This is a genomic window from Embleya sp. NPDC050154 (genome assembly GCF_044460165.1).
Taxonomy (GTDB): Bacteria; Actinomycetota; Actinomycetes; order Streptomycetales; family Streptomycetaceae; genus Embleya.
In genome coordinates, this window is sequence record NZ_JBITJP010000040.1 from 50,429 (window position 1) to 67,908 (window position 17,480).

Consider the following 17,480-nt stretch of genomic DNA (forward strand, 5'->3'; position numbering starts at 1 on the left):
GTCACGCCGCCGACCACCGGTCCCGCAGCTGCTGCTCGTGCTCGTCGATCAGCGGCGGCCGGGTGTCGACCCGCGGGGCGGGCGGTACGGCCATGGCTGCGGCGAGCCCCAGCCAGTCCGTCCGCCCGCGCGCCTCGTGGCAGCCGGTGCACGTGATCACGCTGTCCCCCGGCGACACCGTCAGCGGTGTTCCGCACGGGCACCGGCCGGCGGAGCGTTGGTGCGCGCCGTCGAGGGCCGCGTACAGCCCGCGGAGGACGTGCGCCGCGGTGCTCGCGACGTGGTCCAGGACGAGCGGCGGAACACCCCCTTCGACGACGCCGATGAGCCACACGCAGGCCCAGGGGGCGCCGTGCCGCCACGTGTAGTCCCACCGGTTCGGGTCGGCCCCGGTCAGCTCGGTGTACGGCCGGGAGGGGACGCCGCGGACGAGGCTGTGCCGGAGCCGGTGGACGATCCGGGAGGGTTCGGCGGCGGGCTGGACGGCGGACGCGACGTGGTCGGCGAGGGCGCACAGTTCGGCGGTGAGCCGGTGGGCGGCCATGAGCTGGGTGAGGTCGCACGGGGCTGGCGAGGCGCCCTTGCCGTGGATGCCGAGCTCGACCTCGCGGCGCTCCTCCGCCCAGGCCTGCGCGCGGGCCTCTGCCTGCTCGGGCGTGGGCTCGGCGCGCGGCGGCCGGGGCTTGCGGGTGCCGTGTTCGCCGGTCAGCTCGGGCCACAGGTCGTGGATGTCGGTCAGGGTGCGGATCGTGTCGTGCTGCATGGGTGCTCCCTGGGCGGTACGGTCCGGGGTACGAGGCAGGACCGTCGGCCCCCGAGGGATCGGGGGCCTTCGCCGTGTCAGGGGCCGGCGGTCAGGAGTGCGCGGACGGCGATGTCGGCGACGCGTGGCTTCGTGGGCGGCTCGGGTGCCGGTTCGGCGGGGTGGATGGTGCAGCGCCCGAGTGAGCAGGTGCACCTCGGCGGGTGGACCGCCCAGTGCTGGGCGCGGATCTCGTCGTAGGTGACACGGCCAGGACCGAAGTCGAAGCCGAAGCCGTACCGGCTGTAGAAGTAGTGGGCGTCCCAGTCGTAGGTCATCGGTCAGCCGTAGGTGGCGGTGAGGAGCCAATTCGGCTGCCGTCGGGTGGGCGTGAGGCCGAGCACGGTGAGCGCCGCCCGCAACTTCTCGTCCCAGCCGCCCGTTTCGGGGCGCCGGGCGAGGTCGGGCAGGTCGAGGGCCTGGACGTTGCCGGAGTCGGCTTCGAAGACCTCGGCGGTCAGCAGATACGTCGGGAACTCGTAGCAGTAGCAACTGGTGATGCGTACTCCGAGCCGGGCCATCGCGGCATTCAGGCGGTCGCGGAAGGTGCCGTAGTCCTCGTCGGGTCGGCGGTCGGCGAAGTCGATGGAGGCGAGGAGGCGCGCGGTGGCGGCTTCCTCGAAACCCTCGTTGCCGTTTTCGCCGTCGCCTTCGTAGTCGCTGAACCAGGGGAGAACGAGGCCGTTGTCGTCGTCGGCTTCGGCGACTTCCCATTTTTCGCCGCCGCCGAGGTTGTAGCCGTAGGCGAGGACGGCGTCTGCGTGACTGCCCATGTCGCTCCTGTCTCGGTCCGGTTTCATGTCGATCAAGGTCTGGATTGCTGTGCTGTTTGGGCGTACGGTCGCGGTCCGGCTCAGCACCTTCCCCCGCCGGTTTTGGGGCCCGCGCGCCACCATCCCCGTCCGGGGAGCGCGGGCCCTCGGCATGTTCAGGCGGCCCGTTCGGCGGCGACCTGGTCGAGGAAGCGCAGCCGCACGAGGTTGTGCCTCGCGTCCGCCAGGGCGTTGTGGACGCCGGCCTCCTGCTGGGGGAGGTCGTCGTCGGTGAGCCCCAAGCGGTGGGCCTCTTGCCGGATGTCGTTGGTCCACATGGGGATGCCGGGCGGGAGGTTGCTCATCGGGCCCCAGAGCCAGGCGAGGGCGACGTGGTCGAAGGCGGCGTACCAGGCCCAGAGTTCGAGGTCGGGTGTGTTGGCCAGGAAGTTGCGGACTTCGTCGGCGATGCGCTGCGAGCGCCTGCTGAGGGGGCTGGCGTAGTCGTAGAGCCACCGCTGCGGCATCGTGAGCCGGCGGTCGCCGTGCGGTTGCGGCAGGCCGGGCACCACGTTGTCCATCAGCCAGGGGTGCCGGCGGATGCGGCGGATGGGCATGTCGGCGTTGACGGCGTAGTACTCGCCGTCGTCTTCGGCGACGAGGGCGATGCTGATGAGGCCGATGGTCTGGCCGTCTTCGATGAACTCTGTGTCGTAGGTGACCCGCATGTCGCTCCTTGGTGTCGCTCTGGTCTCGAAACGATCTACGTGTGGTGTTTGTCCGGTCTCGGGCGTAGCGTCCCTGGTCCGGTCCCACCCCCCCCGGGTCCGGCGTCGGGCCCGCGCTCCCCTCGTGGTCGAGCACGGGCCCTCGGCGTGCTACTCGGGGCCGATCCCGTCGCGTTCGCGCTGGAGTTGCCGGACGTCGACGTTGTGGCCGCTGACGATCTCGGCGAGCACGGCGACGTGCCGTTTGGTCTCCTTGGCCTGGCGCTCCAGGCGTTCGACGCGGTTGAACAGGCGGATGATCGAGATCCCCGCCATGACGGTGAGGACCAGCGAGGCGATCCCGTTGACGACTTCGGTGCTCATGCCTGCTCCTGCTTGGGCTGGGTGATGTAGGTGGGCAGGTCGGGTGCCGGCCCGAACCGCATCGGGATTGCGTCGAGTCCGCGCATGTCGAGCACGATCAGCAGCGCCTGCCACTCGGGTTCGCGCAGGAGGACCTGGCGCAGGCCGTGGCGGGCGGCCTCGGCTTCGGTGACGGCGTGCGGGTAGGTGGGCTCGCTCATGCCTGCTCCTGGGGCCAGTGGGCGACGAGCCCGTTCGGGTCGGCGGGGATACCGGCCATGACGTCGGCGAGGTGGTTGCGGCCTCGGATCTCGGGCTCGGGGGTCCAGGTGTGCGGGCCGGTGATGGTGGCGTACCGGGTGCCGTGGCCGTCGCGGGGGTGGCCGCAGTGGACGCAGGCGTCGGGCGTGGGCTTCACGAGGGCTCCTGGTGGTCGGGGTCGGCGGTGGGCTCGTGGTGGATCCGGGCGCTGGCCGGCAGGTCGGTCGAGAGGGCGGCCTCCTCGAGGAACGCCTGGTTCGCGTCTCGGGCCGCCTTGGCATCTACGGAGAACGCCGGGTCGCCTCCGGCCAAGTCCGCGACGGACAGCCGCCTGATGACGGCCATTTCTTCTTCGGAGGCGGCCATGTACCGCTGGGCGTCCTCTGCGAAGGGCATCGGCTTTGGCGGGTTCGTGGTCTCGGTGTCCGCCGCCGGGACTGCCTCGTCGACGACAGTCAGGAGGCTGTCGGGGTTGATGCCGTGCATGACCGGGGCGGGGTCCGGCGTGCCGGAGCGGCCGTCGCCGGGGTAGGTGAAGATGCGGCGGGTGAGGGGCCTGGTGTCCGCCGCCGGCTCGGGCTGGGCGTCAAGCGCGGCGATGGTCGGGCAGGGCCACGTGACGCCGTAGTCGATGTGGTATGGGCTGTCGCCGCAGCCGCTGCACTCGACACCCGAGGGGTCGACGAGTTCTTCGGGCCGGTGGAGGTCCCGCACGCGCTGCACGGCGCCGGCGAGCCGGTCCCGCTCCCCGGCCAGCTCCAGGATCGGCGCGACGATGTCGGGCCAGGCGTCGCCGTGTCCGCCGTGCTCCTCGAGGGCGTCGCGCGCCTCGGTGAGGAGGGTCTCGCGCTGGCTCGCGCCGTCCTGGCTGAGGGCGAGTTGCTGCCGCAGGGCGTCGAACCCGGCGCGGATGCGGTCGACTTCGGCCGGGCCGAGGCGGCGTTTGTGGGCGTGGTCGAGCAGGTTGTCGAGCTGCTCGCGGGTGGGCTCGGTCATGTCGGGTCGCCTCCTTCGGCGCGGTGCTGGGCGACCCGCTCGGCGTGCCCGCGCACCTCGGCGGGGACTTGCGCGAGGACGTCGGCGAGGCAGCCCCATCCGTCGGCGGGGAGTCCGTGCTGGTCCTCGTAGCGGGCGACGCCGATCAGCAGGTCGAGGGCCCAGGGCGGGGCGGGGGCGTCGGTCGCGATGCGGGCCTTGGCGAGGAGGCCGTCGAGGTGGGCGCTGATCTCGGCGAGGGTGAGGGTGGGCTCGGTCATGTCGGGTCGGCCTCCTGACTGCGGGCGAGCGCGTCGGCGACGGTGCGGCCGTTGACGGTGACGTGCGGCGCCGCCCGTTCGGCGATGGCGATGGCGCGGTCGAGCGGGTAGCGGTGGTGGATGTGGCAGTCGGCGACCTGCGGGTGGCCGGTTCCGTCGGGTGCGTGGCAGGTGTCGGCGTAGGCGACGGACCAGGTGTCGGTGCGGTGGTGCCAGTGGATGTCGAGGGCGTAGTCGCGGCAGGCCGGGTGGGCGGCGGGGAGGGCGGACACCTGGTAGTGGGTGGGGCGGATGCTGGGCACGGGTGCTCCTGTGCGTCGTCGGCGGAGGTGGCGGATCCAGGCGTGGGGGCTGCGTGTGGGGGCGCGTATGCCGTCGGCGTCGTCCCAGGCGATGGACTCGCTCACCGCGGGGTGTCCTCGCCACGTCGCCGGCGCCATGCCTTCGGGTCGTGCTTCATGTCCCTGCGCGGTCTGACGATCAGGTCGCCGCCGAGGCCGTAGCCGATGACGTCGCCGGCGGCTGCGTGCGGGTTGCCGTGGGATGTGCCGCCGCAGGAGCCGCAGACGTCGTCTTCGTGGCGTCCGTGTTCGCAGCGGTCGAGGTCGGTGAGGACCTCGGCGAGTTGCGCCCGGGAGTCGAGGCCCGTGGGTGCGGCGCCGGACTCCAGGGCGTCGGCGAGGTGTTCGGCTACGGCGGCGAGGCTCGCGCGGGCGTTGATGACGGCGGTGGTCAGGGGCTGGTAGAGGACGCGTTCGCTGCAGTGGAGTGCGGCGTTGGCCTCGTTCTGTGCGGTGAGGGCGCGTTCGGTCCAGTCCAACGCGTCGCCGATCTTGGTGAGTTCGCGGATGAGGTCGTCGGGGGTCATGTCGCTCCTGGGGGTGGGTACGGTGATCGCGGGCCCGCCCCGGCTGAGTCCCGGGGCGGGCTTCTGCGTGGGTCAGGACGGGTCGCGTGGCGTGCCGGTGATCTCGTGGAACCGGTCGTCGAGGCGCTGGGCGATGCGGGCGCGGGTCTCGGGGCCGATCTGGTCGACGAGGTCGAGCAGCCGTTCGCCCTGGTCCTTGGCCCGGTTGGGGTCGGCGGCGTCGAGTGCAGCTCGGCGGTCGGCCATGAGCTGGGCGAGTTGCCGGCGGTCGATCTCGACTGCGCCGAGGCGAATGGCCTGGGCGCGCTTCGAGGGCACGACGTCGTAGTGCCAGCGGTAGTTGGTGGCGTTCTGGAACCAGGCCCGCTTGAGGCCCAATCGGGCGGCGAACTCGTGGAGTTCGGGCTCGGTGTCGGCGGTGAGGTGGGCCCAGTGGGTGTGGCGCAGGCCCTTCATCCGGGCGAGCCGGGTCCAGTCGCGGGTCTCGTCGACGTAGACGGTCATCGGTGATGTCTCCTGTCGGTCGGGTCGCTCCGGGCCTCGGATGGCCCGTGCGGATGCCTGTGCGCCCGCCTGCGGGCCTCGGCGGTCAGGTGTGGCGCCGGCCGTCCAGCCACCACGCGCAGGCCGCGACGGCGGCGATGGCGACCGGGGCGCCGATGGCCCTGTCGATGCCTGCGAGGTAGGCCACGTGGGCGAGGCCGACGGCGGCGAAGCCGAGGGCGATGACGATGGCTGTGGTGGCGAGTCGGGTGCGCACGGGTCCTCGATTGGGTCGGGTGGGCGTCAGGGCCGGTCGTCGAGCGCGAGCTGCTCGTCGGCCCGTTCGTTGCGCGCCTCCCACTGCTTGCGGTACTGCGCGACGTCGCCCGAGCAGGAGTACCGGGCGTGGAACAGGGCGCTGTTCTCGCCGAGATCGGGCCGCCACAGGTTCGGCCCGGGGAACCTGGCGGCGTTCATGCGCGGCGTGACGTACTCGCCGCACGAGAGGCAGTGGCCGCGCTGGACCGCCATCAACGCCTCGGTGCGCTCCATCTGGTCGACGACGGCGCGTTCGGTCACCTCGTGCCGGCACGGGGGGAGTTCCCGGCAGATCCGGCACACCGAGTAGTGCTCGGGCAGGACGTCCCAGGTGTGTTGGGCGGGCCCGATGAGGTGCAGGGGCTTGGCGTCGGGCCGGTCGACGGGGCGCAGGACGTACACGAGGGGCCGGCCGACCCACTCGGCGCGGGTGGTGGCGTGCCGCCACTTGGACTCTTCGGCCCACCGGGTCTCGTAGCGCTCGCCCCAGAGGTCGGCGGGTCGCTCTTTGATCTCGATGACGTGGTGGGGTTCGCGCTCCCAGACGACGATGTCGCCGGGTTCGAGTCGAGTGCCGGATTTGCCCCGGGATTCGCGGTAGTACATGCCGGGTTCCTGTCGTCGGTCGGGTCGGTGTGGGTCGGGTGGGCCCCGCGAAGGGCCCTGGGCGGGCGTCTGCGGCGTTTTCAGCCCGAGCGCGGGTCGTTGGACGGGTCGGGTGCGTCTGCGGGGCTCTCAGGGGCGCGTGAGGCATCGCGGGTCTCGACCACGTCCCGACTCGCAACGACCCGACGGGCAGCGCGGACCCGGACGACCCGCATCGGCAGCCAGCCCGACCGGCGGTCCGCCCAGCCGTTCATGACCTCCAGGGCCCGGTCGCGGTCGGGTTCGATCCAGCCGACGTCGGTCCACTCGCCGTCCTTGGTCCGCTGGACGATGTACTCGTCGCGCCAGTCGTCGGCCTCGGAGCCGTCGTCCGGCCACTCCGCCGCTTCCGCCCGCTCGTGCCGCTCCTGGGCCAGGGCGAGGTGCATCCGGTCGCGGTCGGCCCGCAGCCGGTCGATCTCGGCGGCCTGCCGGTCGCGGTCGGCGTCGGCGGCACCGAGCGCCTGGTCCTGTCCCTCGATCTGGCCGTCCAGGTCGGCGATGTGCTCGCGGGCGCGGGTGAGGTCGCGGGTGGTCTCGATCAGCGCGGTGTCGTAGTGGGCGATCGTGGCGGCCTGCTCGGCGACCAAGGTCAGCAGCGCGGGCGCCTGGCGGACGACGAGCTGCATGGCCGCGTACTGATCGCAGTCCAGGTGCTTGCTCCCCAGGTTGTGGGCGACGTCGACCAGGCCCCGGAACGCTGCGAGGTCGATCCGCACGACCGAGTCCGGCGCTTTCTCGGCCTCGTCGTCCGGCGCGCCCGGGTGCCCGGGGCAGATCCACGGGTACACGGCGACCGCGGGGTCGGTCGGGTCGCAGCGGGGGCAGTCCTCGGCGTTCTCGCCGGGCGGGATGGCGGTCATCGCGCTCCTCCGGTGAGCTGCTCGGCCTGGATCTCGACGCACGCCGGGCACAGGTGCCGGTTGGTGACCGCCCAGCCGCGCTCCCGCAGCGGCTCGTCCCAGCCCTCCGCGGCGGCCATGGACTGAAGTTGCAGCTCGTAGGTCTCGCCGCCGACCTCGAGGTGGAAGGTCTCGAAGCAGCGCGGCGCGTCGCAGGCGATGGCGAAGACGGTGCGCGGGCGAAGGCTCACGACAGGCTCCGTCGGGTGTTGACCAGCGTCTGGGTGAGGCAGTACTGGGCTTCGAGCGCCTCGGCCCCGGGGTCGGAGTGCTCGGCAACGAAGAGGGCGAGGGCACCGAGGGCTCGCGTGGCGTCGGCGTGCAGCCGGCTGAAGTCGGCGGCCTGCTCGGCGACCACGGCCTGGAGCCGGCGGATCTCGGCGGTCGCGACGGCCAGCACCTCGCCTGCGCTGGAGTTGGTGCGGCCGGAGTGCGTCTCGTCCTGGTGCCGTTGTGCGCGCTCCCGGATCACCGCCTCGTCGTCGCCGACCGCGCTGGTCGGGCACAGGTGGCAGGTCCGGCGCCAGGTGCGGCCGTCGGGGTCCGGGGTGACCTCGTAGGGGGCGGTGGTCATGTCGGTCACGGCCGGGCCTCGCCGTCGACCGGCAGCCACTGCATGACGGTGACCGGGCGCTGCTCGACTTCGGTCGCGACGACCGGGTCGGTGACCCAGGTGTCGCACTCCTGGTGCTCGGTGGCGGGTTCCTGCCAGCTGACGTGGTAGTGGCGGCCGTCGGGGTGGCGGAAGACGCCCTCGTGGATGGTGGTCCAGCGGTCGGTGTCGACGACGGCCTGCTCGACCATGTGCTCGAAGGGCACGTCGAGGTCGTCGAGTTCGTTGCGGCTGAACGTGCGGGTGATCTTGGTCATCGGGTCTCCGTCGTGTGGTGATTCGGCTGGTCGGGCCGCCGTGTGGTGGGCGCGGTGCGGTGTCCGGCGGTCCAGCACAGGGCGCAGATGTCGTGGGCGCCGTGGTGGTGCCAGCGGTCGAGGTCGCGGGCCTGCGCTCTGGCTTCGGCGGCGGTGCGCCCGGGGGCGGCGATCTGGGGGACGTGGTCGCAGCCGGGGGCCTGGATGTCGCAGCGAACGTAGACGTCGCGGTGGATGCTCACGTCTGGCTCCCGGTGGTGGGCGCGGGCGGTGTCCAGCCCTGGTCGACGGCGGTCCTGACGGCGGCAACGGCGAGCCAGAACGGCTCGCGGCTGGTGAGGTTCTCGATGGCGGCGGTGATGGCGTTGGCGAGGTCGATCTCGGCCGGGGTCGGTGGCCGGCGGTGCCTGTCGGGGGTGCGGGTCATCAGTGGCTCCTGGTGGTGGGCGCGGGGTGGTCGGCCCGTCCGGTCGCGGCGGCCCAGGCCTCGCAGGCGGCGACGACGATCGCGCTGGGGATGTCGGACGGGAACCACAGGACGGCTTCGCGGCGGCCTTGGTGGGTGGGTCCGGCGAGGATGACGTCGCCGTCGTCGAGGACGTACCAGATGGCCGAGCCCTTGCGGAGTTCGGCGAGTCCGAGCGGTCCGGGTTTCCAGCCGAGGCGGCGGAGTTCGCGGCGGATCACTTGGCGGTTGGTCACTTCGGCTCCGTGGTGGTCGCGGGCAGCAGCAGGCCTGTGTTGAAGCCGATGGCGACGGCGTGCGTGCGGCCGTTGGCGCCGATGGCGTTGAACAGGTGTTTGGCGTGGGTCTTGACGGTGTTCTCGGATAGGCCGAGTTCGCGGGCGATGCGGCGGTCGGTCCAGCCGTGGGCGATGCCGTGCAGGACGAGGAGTTGCTGGGTGGTGGGGGTGGCTTTGGGGGTGGCGTGTCCGCGGGGGCGGGTGCCGGAGCCGGGGCAGGGTTGTTTGCCTTCGCCTCGGTGTCGGCGGATGAGGCCGTCGTGGGTGACGGCGCGGGGGAAGTGGCAGATGTGGCAGCGGGCGCGGGGGCGGGTGCGGACTTGGGTGGGGCGGATGTCGTAGCCGTCGAGGGCGTTGACGACGGCGGCGGACAGGGGTCCTTCGTCGGAGGCGGCGGTCCAGGTCTGGGCGGCGGCGTCGATGGCGGCGAGGGCCGAGGTGGCAATCACGGGGTCCTCCGTTCGCGCCGTTCGGCCTCGTCGACCACGGCCCGGTAGGCGTTGTGCAGCAGGGAGTTCGGGGAGCCGTTCCACTCGGCCGGGGGCACGGATCCCGTCCACAGGCTGGGGACGCGCAGGCCGATGGGGTCCTGGCCGAGGCGGGCAACGAGGTCGGGGTGCCGCATGACGAGCCGCCGCCGGCGCTCCCGCTCGGCGAGGGCGTGGGCGCCCTGGACCATGAGCGCCTCGGTGATGGCGCGCTCCCGGCGGAGGGCTTGGACGTCGGCGTATCCGAGGGGTTCGACCTCGCGGGTGGTCATGCGGCTGCCCGCCGGCGGTCGTCGCCCTTGAGGGACACGCGGCGGCACATCTCGCGCAGCCGGGAGGCGACGCGTTCGCCGAGGCTGTCCTTGAGGGGGCCGGGTTCCAGGTTCGAGGTGACGACGGTAACGGCGCCGCGGTCGTACCGGTGGTTGATCAGCCGGTAGTTGATCTCCTCGACCCATTCGGAGTGCTTGGCGGCGCCGAGGTCGTCGACGACCAGGAGGCCGGCGTCGGCGTACCGCCGGTATTCGGTTTCGCTGTCGACGTTGTGGCGGGGGCGGAGAGAGGCGTACAGGTCGGCGGCGGAGGTGAGGATCGCCCGGGGGAACACGCCGTGGGCGGCGATCAGTCTGATGGCGCCGTGGATCTGGTGGGTCTTTCCGACGCCGGTGATGCCGAGGAGCATCAGCGAGGGGCCGAGGGACACGGATGGCATGGGGCGGTCGAGGCGGGTGGCTTCGGCGCGGGCCTGGGTGACGACTTCGCGGGTCCAGGCGATGACGTCGGGGTGGTCGGTGACGGCGTCGCGATAGCGGGCGGGGAGTTTGGCTTCGGTGACGTCGACGGCGCTGCGGACTCGGCCGAGGGGGGTGAACGCGTCGGGGTCGGTGGTGGCGAGGGTGGTGGGGTCGATGCCGGCGGTGCGGAGTACGCGGTTGATGCTGGGTTCGGTGTCGGGCATCAGAACTCCTCGTCGTACACGGACTGGTCGGTGGGGTTGCGGTAGGGGCCCTGCCAGCCGCCGGAGACGGCGCGCAGGGTGGGCCGCTGGATCTGCTGGAGGGCGACCTGGAGGGTGCCGCCGGAGATGACGCGTCCTTCGCGGGCGACGGCGTCGAGTGCGCGGGCGAGGTCGTCGCGGGGGATGCCGTTGCCGATCGCGGTGCGGACGATGCCCCGCACCGCGATGAACGACTGCGCGGAGCCGGTCTTGTGGATCTCCCAGAACGCGACGGTGAGGTCGTCGGCGAGTTGGTGCGGGTTGGGCTTCTTCGGTTTCGCCGCCGGCTTCTTCTTCGCCGCCCGGCGCGGCTTGTCCGCGTCGGCTTCTTCGACGGCGGCGATGAGGCAGGTCTGTCCGGGGATCGCGTCGTCGGCGGGCGCTTCGCATGAGGGGATAGATGAGGAGAGTGAGGAGTATGAGGAGAAGGGGGGAGCCCCGGCACCTTCTGAAGGAGCCGGGGCTCCTTCTGAACGAGCCCCTGCTCCCCCTATGGGGAGCCCCTGCTCCCCCTTGTCGTCCGAAGGGGGAGCAGGGGCTACCCCTTCGAAGTGGGGCACCTTGAATGTCATCCGGGTGCCGGGCACCGCGTACAGCACCCGACCGTCCTTGCCCTTGCCGAGCGGGATCCGGAACTCCCAGCCGGCGGCGGCGAGCCGCTTGAGGGCGTTCCGAACCACCTCGGTGCTCTTGGCTCCGGTCCACCGGGCGAGCGCCTCCAAGGTCGCGTAGCTCTCCCGCGTCTTGTCGCCGGCGTCGTCCGCGATCTCCAGCGCGACGGCGCGCTGAAGTCCGGTGATGTCCGGCCCCAGCGCTTCGCGCAGTTGGCGCCGCAGCTCGTAGCCCATGTAGTGCGGCCTCGCTCGTCTCGTGTGTCAGTACGGGGGGATTTCGGGTCAGGGGGCATTCCTGATCAAGAACCCCGATCGCATATGCAAAACGCTACCATTCGGGCCGACCGAACGCATATGCGTTGCGCATGCGAAACCGTGGCGACGTGTCGACTTGGGCGCATAGCGTCCGCTAGCCTTTTGCCATGGCACCCACCCGCGAACCCATGCCGAACCGCGTCTTCCGACTCGACACCGAGACCTGGGACGCCTACGCCGAGGTGTGCGAGGCCAAGGGCCTGTCCCGCTCCGACGACCTGCGCGTCTACATCAAGCGCGAGGTCGCCGCGCACAAGAAGCGCCTGCGCGAGCAGCAGTCCTGACACTTCGCACCTCCTCCCAGCCCGGCTTCGGTCGGGCTTTCGTCATGTCCGCCGTGCTCCCGGGGCGGGGGTGTGGACGCCCCGCCCCGGGGGTGTGGTGGGTCAGGCGGCGGTGGACTTGGCGGCGTCCCGCTCGGCCTTCGCCGCAGCCTTGCGCTCGCGGATGATCCGGCCGCGCTCCACGGCCGTGGTCCCACCGCGGTAGCCGATCTGCTCGCTGGAGCAGGTCGGGTTGAGCCGCAGCTCCTCCTCGAGGCACATCTCGCGGATGGGGCACCGCTTACAGGCCGCGACGACCCGGGGGTCCGGGAGGCCGGTGGCGCAGAACAGGTCGGGGTCCATGTCTCGGCAGGCCGCGGCGAGGATCCACTCGTGGGTGGGGGCGATCTCGAATCGCACCTCGCGCCCGCCTGCACCCTTCTTGGGCGGCTTTGGCGCGGGCTTGGGCTTTGCCGGGCCGAGGCCGTCGGTGGGCTGGCAGACTCGGCAGGAGCTGCGAAGGCCGTCGCGCCGGCTGGAGTTGCGGTTGAAGTGGTCGGGGGGCAGGGCCCGCTTGCACTTGGTGCAGGTCTTGGTGGTCATGCCGCGGCCTCCGCTCGCACGTCGGCGCGCAGGAGCCAGCGGTAGGCGGTGTACGCCTGCTGCCACATCGCGCCGTTGCCGATGATCTGGAGCTGCTGGGCGCGGGGAATGCCCAGGTCGGGGGTGGTGACGTGGCCGGGGTCGAGGCCCATCATCCATTCGGCGAACGCCGGCGCGAGGGTGGTCCCGCCGCGCTTGCCGATCATGGTCGGCTCGGGCGCGGCGTGCCCGAACGCCCGTTCCCAGCGGCGGATCGCCGGCCCGTAGTCGGTGCCGTCGGACGCCACCCAGTCCTCGTCCAGGCGCACGGCCTGACCGGGGAGGTAGTAACGGCCCGACGCGTCGCGCTGGTTGGGGCCGCCGTGCGGGCCGTCGGACGCCTTGGGCGTGGGCAGCAGCCAGGCGACGTCGGTCAGGGTCTTGCCCGAGTTGAACCGGGCGCCCTCGCTGCGGCCGGAGGTGAAGTTCCTGGTGCCCCGGGCGTCGCCGACGATCGGCGTCGGCAGCAGGTCTACGACGCCCGCGAGTTCGGGAGTTCCGTCACCGCCGTCCGCAGGTTGAGGCCGCCCCGCCGTTTGGTGGACGTGCCAGGGCCTCCCGTCCCATCCGCAGCGCTCGGGGTCGGCAGCAGCGGGGTGGGCGACGGCGAACCAGCGGTCCCTGCGGTGCGGGGCGCCGGTTTCGGGGTCACCAGCTCGTACGCATGTCCACCGGACGTCATACCCGACCTGGGCCAGGTCTTGGGCGACGACGTCGAGGCCCCGCGAGCGGATCGCCGCGACGTTCTCCAGGAAGACGTACTCGGGTCGAAGGACGCGAACAGCTTCAGCAACGCTCGACCAGAGGCTCGATCGACGGCCATGGATGATGCCCTTCCTGGAGCCCGCGTTGGAGATGTCCTGGCACGGGAAGCCGGCCACGACGATGTCGACGGGCTCGATGCCCGACCAGTCGGTGGATTTGACGTCACCGTGGTTCGGCACGTCGGGGTGGTGGGCGGCCAGGACGCGGGAGGCGTGCGGGTCGTGCTCGACGTGCCACGCGACGGTGGCGTCCAGGCCGTGGGCGACGGCGACCTCGAGGCCGCCCGCGCCGGTGCACAGGGAGCCGATGGTGAGGGTCACGCCGCACCTCCGGTGAGTCCCGCGTGCTGGTCGGCGGTGATGAGGCCCTGTGCGCGCCAGTGGTCGAGGAGGTCGGTCTGGCCGTCCAGGGGTGCGATGCACGAGGAGCACAGGCGCCCGGCCGGGGCGGTGGGCATGTCCTCGCCGGGCGGCGGGGGTTGACCCCACCGGCAGGCGCGCAGCCCTGCGGCCTCGGCCTCGGCCTCGAGGCTGCGGATCTCCGCCGCGGCCTCCGGATAGAACATCTCGATCTCGTCGAGCTCGCCGGGCTTGGCGTAGGCCCCGCACAGGCATTCGCCGGACATGCACAGGTGCTCGGTGACGGCGTTCAGAGGGAGCGCGCCGGGTGTGCACAGCCTGTGGAGGACGTGTTCATGGTCGAGCGTGCACCGGTGACGCGCGCGGTACTCGCGCATGTGCGCGTCGGTCCAGTGGACGAGGGGGCTGATCCAGACGATCGAGCCGTCCTGGTCGATCGCCTCCGCGTTGCGGAATCGGCGGTCGGTCTCGGCCCAGCGCATCCCGCCGAGGTAGGCGAGGGAGCGGCGGGCGGCGCGGGGCGAGTGGCTCTGGTCGCCGAGGGTGTCGCGGCGGAACCGCATGAGCGGCTCGTCCTTGAGGCGGCGGTACATGACGCGATGTCCGGCGGGCCCGGGGAACCCGAACCACACCTGCCGGATGCCCTTGTTGGGCCCGGCCCCGGCGATGATCTTCCCGAGGACGAGGTCCCGGTAGGAGACCTTCGGGTGCAGCTCGTGGAGGGTCTCGCCCCAGGTCGCGGCGACATCCCGAACGTGCTGGGTGGTCTCCTTGATGCCGGTGCCGGTGTTGACGTGCAGGACCGCGTCGTAGCGTCCGCGCAGAAGGTGCCCGACGATGACGGAGTCGTTGCCGCCGGAGAACAGCCAGTACGTGCCCGCGATCACGTACCTGGCGTGGGCCTCGTCGAGGATCTCGACCGACCGCTCGATCGCCTCGTCCAGGGTGCGGGCCTGCCAGTCCTCGTCGGTGGCCTTGGGCGGCTGCTTGGCGAGGACGTCGGGCATGCCGGGGAACATGTCGCCCACGTCGGCGAGTTGCTTGCGCTTGTTTCGGCTGGTCACGCCGCGGCCCTCCGTCCCGCGCGCTCGTCGGCGATCAGGGCCCACTCGTCGGCGATGACGGTGGCCTCGATGTAGGCGGCGGTGTCGGCTCCGTTGCGCAGGATCTGGGCGAACCAGGCGGTGTCGGCGGCCCGGTTGCGGGCTTGGACGGCCTGGACTCCGGCGGAGGCGCGGCGGGTCTCCCAGCGGATCTGGGTGAGGGTCCGCAACTCGGTGGTCGTGGCGGTCACAGGGTCGCCTCCGATGCGGCGGCGAGCTGCTGCTCGAGGTCGACGGCGATCGCGCGGGCCTGGTCGCGCTCGGCGGCGAGTTGCCTGGTGTGTTGCAGGAGCCCGGCGTTCGCGGCCCTCAGGTCGGCCCGCTCCCACTTGAGTTCGTCGATCTGCTTGGCGAGCCGCAGTTCGGCGTACTCGCCGCCGCTGATGGCGTGGTGGAGGCGTTGCAGGCGGCGGCGGGTGATGAGGCGGATCATCGGGTCCTCCGGTGCTGTCCGTGGGGGTGGCGGAGTGAGCGGGTGATCTCGATCCCGGCGCCGGCGAGGGAGATCCCGAGGATCACCAGGACTCCGGAGACGGAGACCACGACGGCGGGCACCCACAGGGCGATCACCGGTCCGCTCCCCACGCGTCGAGTTGGGTGCGGAGCGCGGCGACGTCCATCTCGGCGACCAGGGCGGCCCGGTAGTCCGAGTGCGCGGTCACGTAGGCGGCGAGCCATGCCGGGTCCGGGACGCGCTGGTCGGTGTCGGTCCGGCGGCGGGCGTCGCGAAGGAATGCGAGCAGGGCGAGCGCCGCGATGGTGATGGCGCCGGTCGCGATGGCGGCCAGGGTGATGAGGGTGGTCACGGCGCGTCTCCGATCAGGCGTGCGGCCCAGGAGCCGCGGTCGGTGTACAGCTCGTCGTCGGGGCCCCAGTTGGCGTCGTCGGCGACGTAGTCCAGCTCGGCCAGCACGCGCGGGTGCGGCGGCCGGGCGGTGGTGATGACGTGGGCGCCGTGGTGGGCTCGGGCCGGGGTGCGGGGGCCCCGCCCGGCCGGGATGACCCGGCCGAGCAGGGTGCGCAGGGAGGCGGCGGGGGTGATCACTTGCCACCGCGCTCGTAGTAGAGGCGGTTGCCGATGTCGACCAGGAGTTCCTTGTCACCGGTCTCGTTCACGACCAGCACGCGCAGGATCCTGAGCCGCTCCATCTCCCCGTACATCGTCTGAAGCCGGGCGGGCGTGGTCTTCGGATCGAGCATCTCGTCGCGGTAGGACTCGGCGGTTCGCGCCGGCGCTTCCCCGCGCTCGAAGTCGTCGGCGTCCGCGTCCCGGTCCTCGGTGGGGACCATCCCGCCGTTGAGCATCAGCGTCCGCAGCGCGACCGACTGGGCCTTCGGGGTGGACCGGCTACCGCTGTCGGTCGCCTCGCCCATGGTCTGGGCGTCGAAGTGGTCGCCGGCCGGCCCGTAGATGCGGAAAGTCACCGTCGCGGTGCACTCGCGCATCTTGCCGCCGCCGTTGGTCGGGATGTCCCGATACTCGGCCGTGGTGCAGATCGGCATGATCACGACACCGTGGGCCCGGCAGATCGGGCCGTAGGCGTTCAAGACCGCGTCGATGCCGCGGAACATGAACTTCGCGCCGCCCTTGAACTCCTGGTTCTTTCTGATGACGCGCACGTCGCCCATCAGCCGCAGCCAGGCGGTGATCACGTCGATCTTCTCGGGATCGGCGGCCAAGTCCAGGTGGTCGAGGTCGGGTTCGGTGTAGTCGTGTGTGTGGTCGACGTCCTCGACCGGGTCGGGTTCGCGGCCCGCGAGGGCTGCGGCGTTCTCGGCGAGACCCACGGTCACGCCTCCTTCGAGGGCTTGAGGCGATACGCCTTGTCGATGTCGATGCGCTCGCCGGGCTTGTCGGTGACGCACGCCGTGTAGGCGTCGGGCCACTCCTCGGCGAGGCGGGCGAGGTCGGCGTTCGCGCGCTTGGTCGGCTCCATCGACCACGCCCGCTCGCCGCCGAGCGCGGCGGTGCGGTGCGGGCCCAGGAGTCGCAGCAGCTCGGCCTGCGCGGCCGCCTTGCGCTTGCCGGCGGCCTTCTCCTCCAGCCGCGCGGTCTCGTAGTCGTGCAGCGCGCCGAGCGCGTCCGGGTCGCGGTCGAGGTCGACCACCCCGGCGCGGTCCGGGTGCAGCCGGCGGTACAGGTCGACGGTGCGCTCCGGGTCTCCCGAGTGCGCGGGCGCCACCCGGGCCAGCACGTGCTCCGTCCAGAACCGGTCGACCGCGGTCACGATGTCGGCGGTCACCTGTCGGTGGTCGGCGGAGCGGATCACGCCCTGCCGGTAGTCGTTGCCGCCGACCAGGACCGCGTAGTGCATGTGGTCGTAGCCGGTGACGTGCATCTGCCACAGGACCTGGGCGAGGACGTCGTCCGGCGGACCGTCGTGCCACCGCGCGGACTTGAACGCCGAGCGGCACTTGATCTCCAGCGCGCACACCTGCCAACGCGTCTCCGGCAGCGGGCACTCGGTGATGCGACGGTCCAGGGTGGCCCGGTGGTGGGGGTGGCCCTCGTGCGCGACGATGCCGATGGGCTCGACGACGGACCGGCAACGCCGTGCCCACTCCTGCGCGATCGTCTGCTCGAGGAGCAGGCCCCACATGGCGGCGTCGCCGGCGTTGTCGGCGACCTCGCCAACCTTGTCGTGGTAGACGTGCAGCGGTGTGGTGAAGTCGGAGACCCCGAGGATTCCGGGGACATCGGACGATCCGACGCCCTCGCGCCGGGCGGCGAGCCAGACGTCTCGGTCGGCCCACGGCGGCAGAAGCAGGCGCCCGGTCGGGGTGACCATGTCGGTCGAGGTACTCACTCGTCGTCTCCCTCGTCGGGGTAGCGGGGCCCGGGGCATGCCGGGCAGTCCAGAGCCGGGTCGGCGAGGTACACGCCGGTGTCACGACACGTGCCGCACGAGGCCGCGGGGGCCGCCGCCGCCCTGGGGGGCAGGGCAGCGGCGGCAGTCGAGGCG

Annotated in this window: 36 protein-coding genes; 1 reads left to right on the forward strand and 35 read right to left on the reverse strand. The window is 72.0% G+C overall.

Going from position 1 to position 17,480, the window contains the following annotated elements:
* Position 1: 1 nt before the first annotated feature.
* The 25 genes from ACIBSV_RS46940 to ACIBSV_RS47060 all read right to left on the reverse strand — a co-directional run bounded on the left by ACIBSV_RS46940 (position 2) and on the right by ACIBSV_RS47060 (position 11,304).
* Positions 2–763, reverse strand: a complete 762-nt coding sequence (locus ACIBSV_RS46940) for a hypothetical protein (protein WP_395873694.1) — start codon at positions 761–763, stop codon at positions 2–4.
* A gap of 77 nt (positions 764–840) precedes the next feature.
* Entirely contained in the window at positions 841–1,080 is a 240-nt protein-coding gene (locus ACIBSV_RS46945; protein WP_395873695.1) for a hypothetical protein, read from the reverse strand.
* 3 nt (positions 1,081–1,083) lie between these two features.
* On the reverse strand, positions 1,084–1,575 hold the full coding sequence (locus tag ACIBSV_RS46950) for a hypothetical protein (protein ID WP_395873696.1): 492 nt from the start codon (positions 1,573–1,575) through the stop codon (positions 1,084–1,086).
* Between the two features lie 155 nt (positions 1,576–1,730).
* Complete coding sequence (locus ACIBSV_RS46955; RefSeq protein WP_395873697.1) at positions 1,731–2,282, reverse strand: hypothetical protein; 552 nt, start codon at positions 2,280–2,282, stop codon at positions 1,731–1,733.
* A 150-nt stretch (positions 2,283–2,432) separates the two neighbouring features.
* Positions 2,433–2,645, reverse strand: coding sequence for a hypothetical protein (locus ACIBSV_RS46960; RefSeq protein ID WP_395873698.1), 213 nt, complete (start codon positions 2,643–2,645; stop codon positions 2,433–2,435).
* On the reverse strand, positions 2,642–2,845 hold the full coding sequence (locus tag ACIBSV_RS46965; RefSeq protein WP_395873699.1) for a hypothetical protein: 204 nt from the start codon (positions 2,843–2,845) through the stop codon (positions 2,642–2,644). The genes ACIBSV_RS46960 and ACIBSV_RS46965 overlap by 4 nt, the downstream gene beginning before the upstream one ends.
* Positions 2,842–3,042, reverse strand: coding sequence for a hypothetical protein (locus ACIBSV_RS46970; protein ID WP_395873700.1), 201 nt, complete (start codon positions 3,040–3,042; stop codon positions 2,842–2,844). Before ACIBSV_RS46970 ends, ACIBSV_RS46965 begins: the two co-directional genes overlap by 4 nt.
* On the reverse strand, positions 3,039–3,881 hold the full coding sequence (locus tag ACIBSV_RS46975; protein WP_395873701.1) for a hypothetical protein: 843 nt from the start codon (positions 3,879–3,881) through the stop codon (positions 3,039–3,041). The genes ACIBSV_RS46970 and ACIBSV_RS46975 overlap by 4 nt, the downstream gene beginning before the upstream one ends.
* Positions 3,878–4,141: a hypothetical protein gene (locus tag ACIBSV_RS46980; protein ID WP_395873702.1), complete on the reverse strand. Its 264-nt coding sequence runs from the start codon at positions 4,139–4,141 to the stop codon at positions 3,878–3,880. The genes ACIBSV_RS46975 and ACIBSV_RS46980 overlap by 4 nt, the downstream gene beginning before the upstream one ends.
* On the reverse strand, positions 4,138–4,443 hold the full coding sequence (locus tag ACIBSV_RS46985; RefSeq protein ID WP_395873703.1) for a hypothetical protein: 306 nt from the start codon (positions 4,441–4,443) through the stop codon (positions 4,138–4,140). Before ACIBSV_RS46985 ends, ACIBSV_RS46980 begins: the two co-directional genes overlap by 4 nt.
* A 101-nt stretch (positions 4,444–4,544) precedes the next feature.
* Positions 4,545–5,009 carry a hypothetical protein gene (locus ACIBSV_RS46990; RefSeq protein WP_395873704.1) on the reverse strand — a complete coding sequence of 155 codons (465 nt, stop codon included), beginning with the start codon at positions 5,007–5,009 and terminating at the stop codon, positions 4,545–4,547.
* Between the two features lie 72 nt (positions 5,010–5,081).
* A complete protein-coding gene (locus ACIBSV_RS46995; RefSeq protein WP_395873705.1) occupies positions 5,082–5,513 on the reverse strand; it encodes a DUF4031 domain-containing protein in 432 nt (143 codons plus the stop codon).
* Between the two features lie 85 nt (positions 5,514–5,598).
* Positions 5,599–5,769: a hypothetical protein gene (locus ACIBSV_RS47000; protein ID WP_395873706.1), complete on the reverse strand. Its 171-nt coding sequence runs from the start codon at positions 5,767–5,769 to the stop codon at positions 5,599–5,601.
* Positions 5,770–5,795: 26 nt separating this feature from the next.
* The gene (locus ACIBSV_RS47005; RefSeq protein ID WP_395873707.1) at positions 5,796–6,416 is read right to left on the reverse strand and encodes a hypothetical protein; all 621 of its coding nucleotides are present in this window, start codon (positions 6,414–6,416) and stop codon (positions 5,796–5,798) included.
* A gap of 80 nt (positions 6,417–6,496) precedes the next feature.
* Complete coding sequence (locus tag ACIBSV_RS47010; protein ID WP_395873708.1) at positions 6,497–7,318, reverse strand: hypothetical protein; 822 nt, start codon at positions 7,316–7,318, stop codon at positions 6,497–6,499.
* A complete protein-coding gene (locus tag ACIBSV_RS47015; RefSeq protein WP_395873709.1) occupies positions 7,315–7,548 on the reverse strand; it encodes a hypothetical protein in 234 nt (77 codons plus the stop codon). Before ACIBSV_RS47015 ends, ACIBSV_RS47010 begins: the two co-directional genes overlap by 4 nt.
* Positions 7,545–7,931, reverse strand: a complete 387-nt coding sequence (locus tag ACIBSV_RS47020) for a hypothetical protein (protein WP_395873710.1) — start codon at positions 7,929–7,931, stop codon at positions 7,545–7,547. Before ACIBSV_RS47020 ends, ACIBSV_RS47015 begins: the two co-directional genes overlap by 4 nt.
* A gap of 5 nt (positions 7,932–7,936) precedes the next feature.
* On the reverse strand, positions 7,937–8,227 hold the full coding sequence (locus tag ACIBSV_RS47025; RefSeq protein WP_395873712.1) for a hypothetical protein: 291 nt from the start codon (positions 8,225–8,227) through the stop codon (positions 7,937–7,939).
* Entirely contained in the window at positions 8,224–8,469 is a 246-nt protein-coding gene (locus ACIBSV_RS47030; protein WP_395873713.1) for a hypothetical protein, read from the reverse strand. Before ACIBSV_RS47030 ends, ACIBSV_RS47025 begins: the two co-directional genes overlap by 4 nt.
* Entirely contained in the window at positions 8,466–8,654 is a 189-nt protein-coding gene (locus ACIBSV_RS47035) for a hypothetical protein (protein WP_395873714.1), read from the reverse strand. The genes ACIBSV_RS47030 and ACIBSV_RS47035 overlap by 4 nt, the downstream gene beginning before the upstream one ends.
* Positions 8,654–8,929, reverse strand: a complete 276-nt coding sequence (locus ACIBSV_RS47040) for a hypothetical protein (RefSeq protein WP_395873715.1) — start codon at positions 8,927–8,929, stop codon at positions 8,654–8,656. The genes ACIBSV_RS47035 and ACIBSV_RS47040 overlap by 1 nt, the downstream gene beginning before the upstream one ends.
* Positions 8,926–9,420 (reverse strand): response regulator transcription factor, encoded by a 495-nt coding sequence (locus ACIBSV_RS47045; RefSeq protein ID WP_395873716.1) that lies wholly within the window; start codon positions 9,418–9,420, stop codon positions 8,926–8,928. The genes ACIBSV_RS47040 and ACIBSV_RS47045 overlap by 4 nt, the downstream gene beginning before the upstream one ends.
* Positions 9,417–9,731 (reverse strand): hypothetical protein, encoded by a 315-nt coding sequence (locus tag ACIBSV_RS47050; RefSeq protein ID WP_395873717.1) that lies wholly within the window; start codon positions 9,729–9,731, stop codon positions 9,417–9,419. Before ACIBSV_RS47050 ends, ACIBSV_RS47045 begins: the two co-directional genes overlap by 4 nt.
* Positions 9,728–10,417 carry an ATP-binding protein gene (locus tag ACIBSV_RS47055; protein WP_395873718.1) on the reverse strand — a complete coding sequence of 230 codons (690 nt, stop codon included), beginning with the start codon at positions 10,415–10,417 and terminating at the stop codon, positions 9,728–9,730. The genes ACIBSV_RS47050 and ACIBSV_RS47055 overlap by 4 nt, the downstream gene beginning before the upstream one ends.
* Positions 10,417–11,304, reverse strand: coding sequence for a hypothetical protein (locus ACIBSV_RS47060; protein ID WP_395873719.1), 888 nt, complete (start codon positions 11,302–11,304; stop codon positions 10,417–10,419). The genes ACIBSV_RS47055 and ACIBSV_RS47060 overlap by 1 nt, the downstream gene beginning before the upstream one ends.
* A gap of 188 nt (positions 11,305–11,492) precedes the next feature.
* Between ACIBSV_RS47060 and ACIBSV_RS47065 the strand changes: the two genes are divergently transcribed.
* On the forward strand, positions 11,493–11,669 hold the full coding sequence (locus ACIBSV_RS47065; RefSeq protein WP_395873720.1) for a hypothetical protein: 177 nt from the start codon (positions 11,493–11,495) through the stop codon (positions 11,667–11,669).
* A gap of 102 nt (positions 11,670–11,771) precedes the next feature.
* Here the strand turns inward: ACIBSV_RS47065 and ACIBSV_RS47070 are convergent, their stop codons facing one another.
* The 10 genes from ACIBSV_RS47070 to ACIBSV_RS47115 are packed head-to-tail and all read right to left on the reverse strand — an operon-like array spanning position 11,772 to position 17,324.
* On the reverse strand, positions 11,772–12,251 hold the full coding sequence (locus tag ACIBSV_RS47070) for a WhiB family transcriptional regulator (RefSeq protein WP_395873721.1): 480 nt from the start codon (positions 12,249–12,251) through the stop codon (positions 11,772–11,774).
* Positions 12,248–13,375, reverse strand: a complete 1,128-nt coding sequence (locus ACIBSV_RS47075) for a DNA cytosine methyltransferase (RefSeq protein ID WP_395873722.1) — start codon at positions 13,373–13,375, stop codon at positions 12,248–12,250. The genes ACIBSV_RS47070 and ACIBSV_RS47075 overlap by 4 nt, the downstream gene beginning before the upstream one ends.
* The gene (locus ACIBSV_RS47080) at positions 13,372–14,478 is read right to left on the reverse strand and encodes a hypothetical protein (protein WP_395873723.1); all 1,107 of its coding nucleotides are present in this window, start codon (positions 14,476–14,478) and stop codon (positions 13,372–13,374) included. The genes ACIBSV_RS47075 and ACIBSV_RS47080 overlap by 4 nt, the downstream gene beginning before the upstream one ends.
* Entirely contained in the window at positions 14,475–14,708 is a 234-nt protein-coding gene (locus tag ACIBSV_RS47085; protein ID WP_395873724.1) for a hypothetical protein, read from the reverse strand. The genes ACIBSV_RS47080 and ACIBSV_RS47085 overlap by 4 nt, the downstream gene beginning before the upstream one ends.
* The gene (locus tag ACIBSV_RS47090) at positions 14,705–14,950 is read right to left on the reverse strand and encodes a hypothetical protein (RefSeq protein ID WP_395873725.1); all 246 of its coding nucleotides are present in this window, start codon (positions 14,948–14,950) and stop codon (positions 14,705–14,707) included. Before ACIBSV_RS47090 ends, ACIBSV_RS47085 begins: the two co-directional genes overlap by 4 nt.
* Positions 14,947–15,087: a hypothetical protein gene (locus ACIBSV_RS47095; RefSeq protein ID WP_395873726.1), complete on the reverse strand. Its 141-nt coding sequence runs from the start codon at positions 15,085–15,087 to the stop codon at positions 14,947–14,949. The genes ACIBSV_RS47090 and ACIBSV_RS47095 overlap by 4 nt, the downstream gene beginning before the upstream one ends.
* The gene (locus ACIBSV_RS47100; RefSeq protein WP_395873727.1) at positions 15,084–15,323 is read right to left on the reverse strand and encodes a hypothetical protein; all 240 of its coding nucleotides are present in this window, start codon (positions 15,321–15,323) and stop codon (positions 15,084–15,086) included. The genes ACIBSV_RS47095 and ACIBSV_RS47100 overlap by 4 nt, the downstream gene beginning before the upstream one ends.
* Positions 15,320–15,562 carry a hypothetical protein gene (locus tag ACIBSV_RS47105; protein ID WP_395873728.1) on the reverse strand — a complete coding sequence of 81 codons (243 nt, stop codon included), beginning with the start codon at positions 15,560–15,562 and terminating at the stop codon, positions 15,320–15,322. Before ACIBSV_RS47105 ends, ACIBSV_RS47100 begins: the two co-directional genes overlap by 4 nt.
* Entirely contained in the window at positions 15,559–16,311 is a 753-nt protein-coding gene (locus ACIBSV_RS47110; RefSeq protein ID WP_395873729.1) for an ERF family protein, read from the reverse strand. The genes ACIBSV_RS47105 and ACIBSV_RS47110 overlap by 4 nt, the downstream gene beginning before the upstream one ends.
* Positions 16,308–17,324, reverse strand: a complete 1,017-nt coding sequence (locus ACIBSV_RS47115; RefSeq protein ID WP_395873730.1) for a YqaJ viral recombinase family protein — start codon at positions 17,322–17,324, stop codon at positions 16,308–16,310. The genes ACIBSV_RS47110 and ACIBSV_RS47115 overlap by 4 nt, the downstream gene beginning before the upstream one ends.
* Positions 17,325–17,480: the final 156 nt, after the last annotated feature.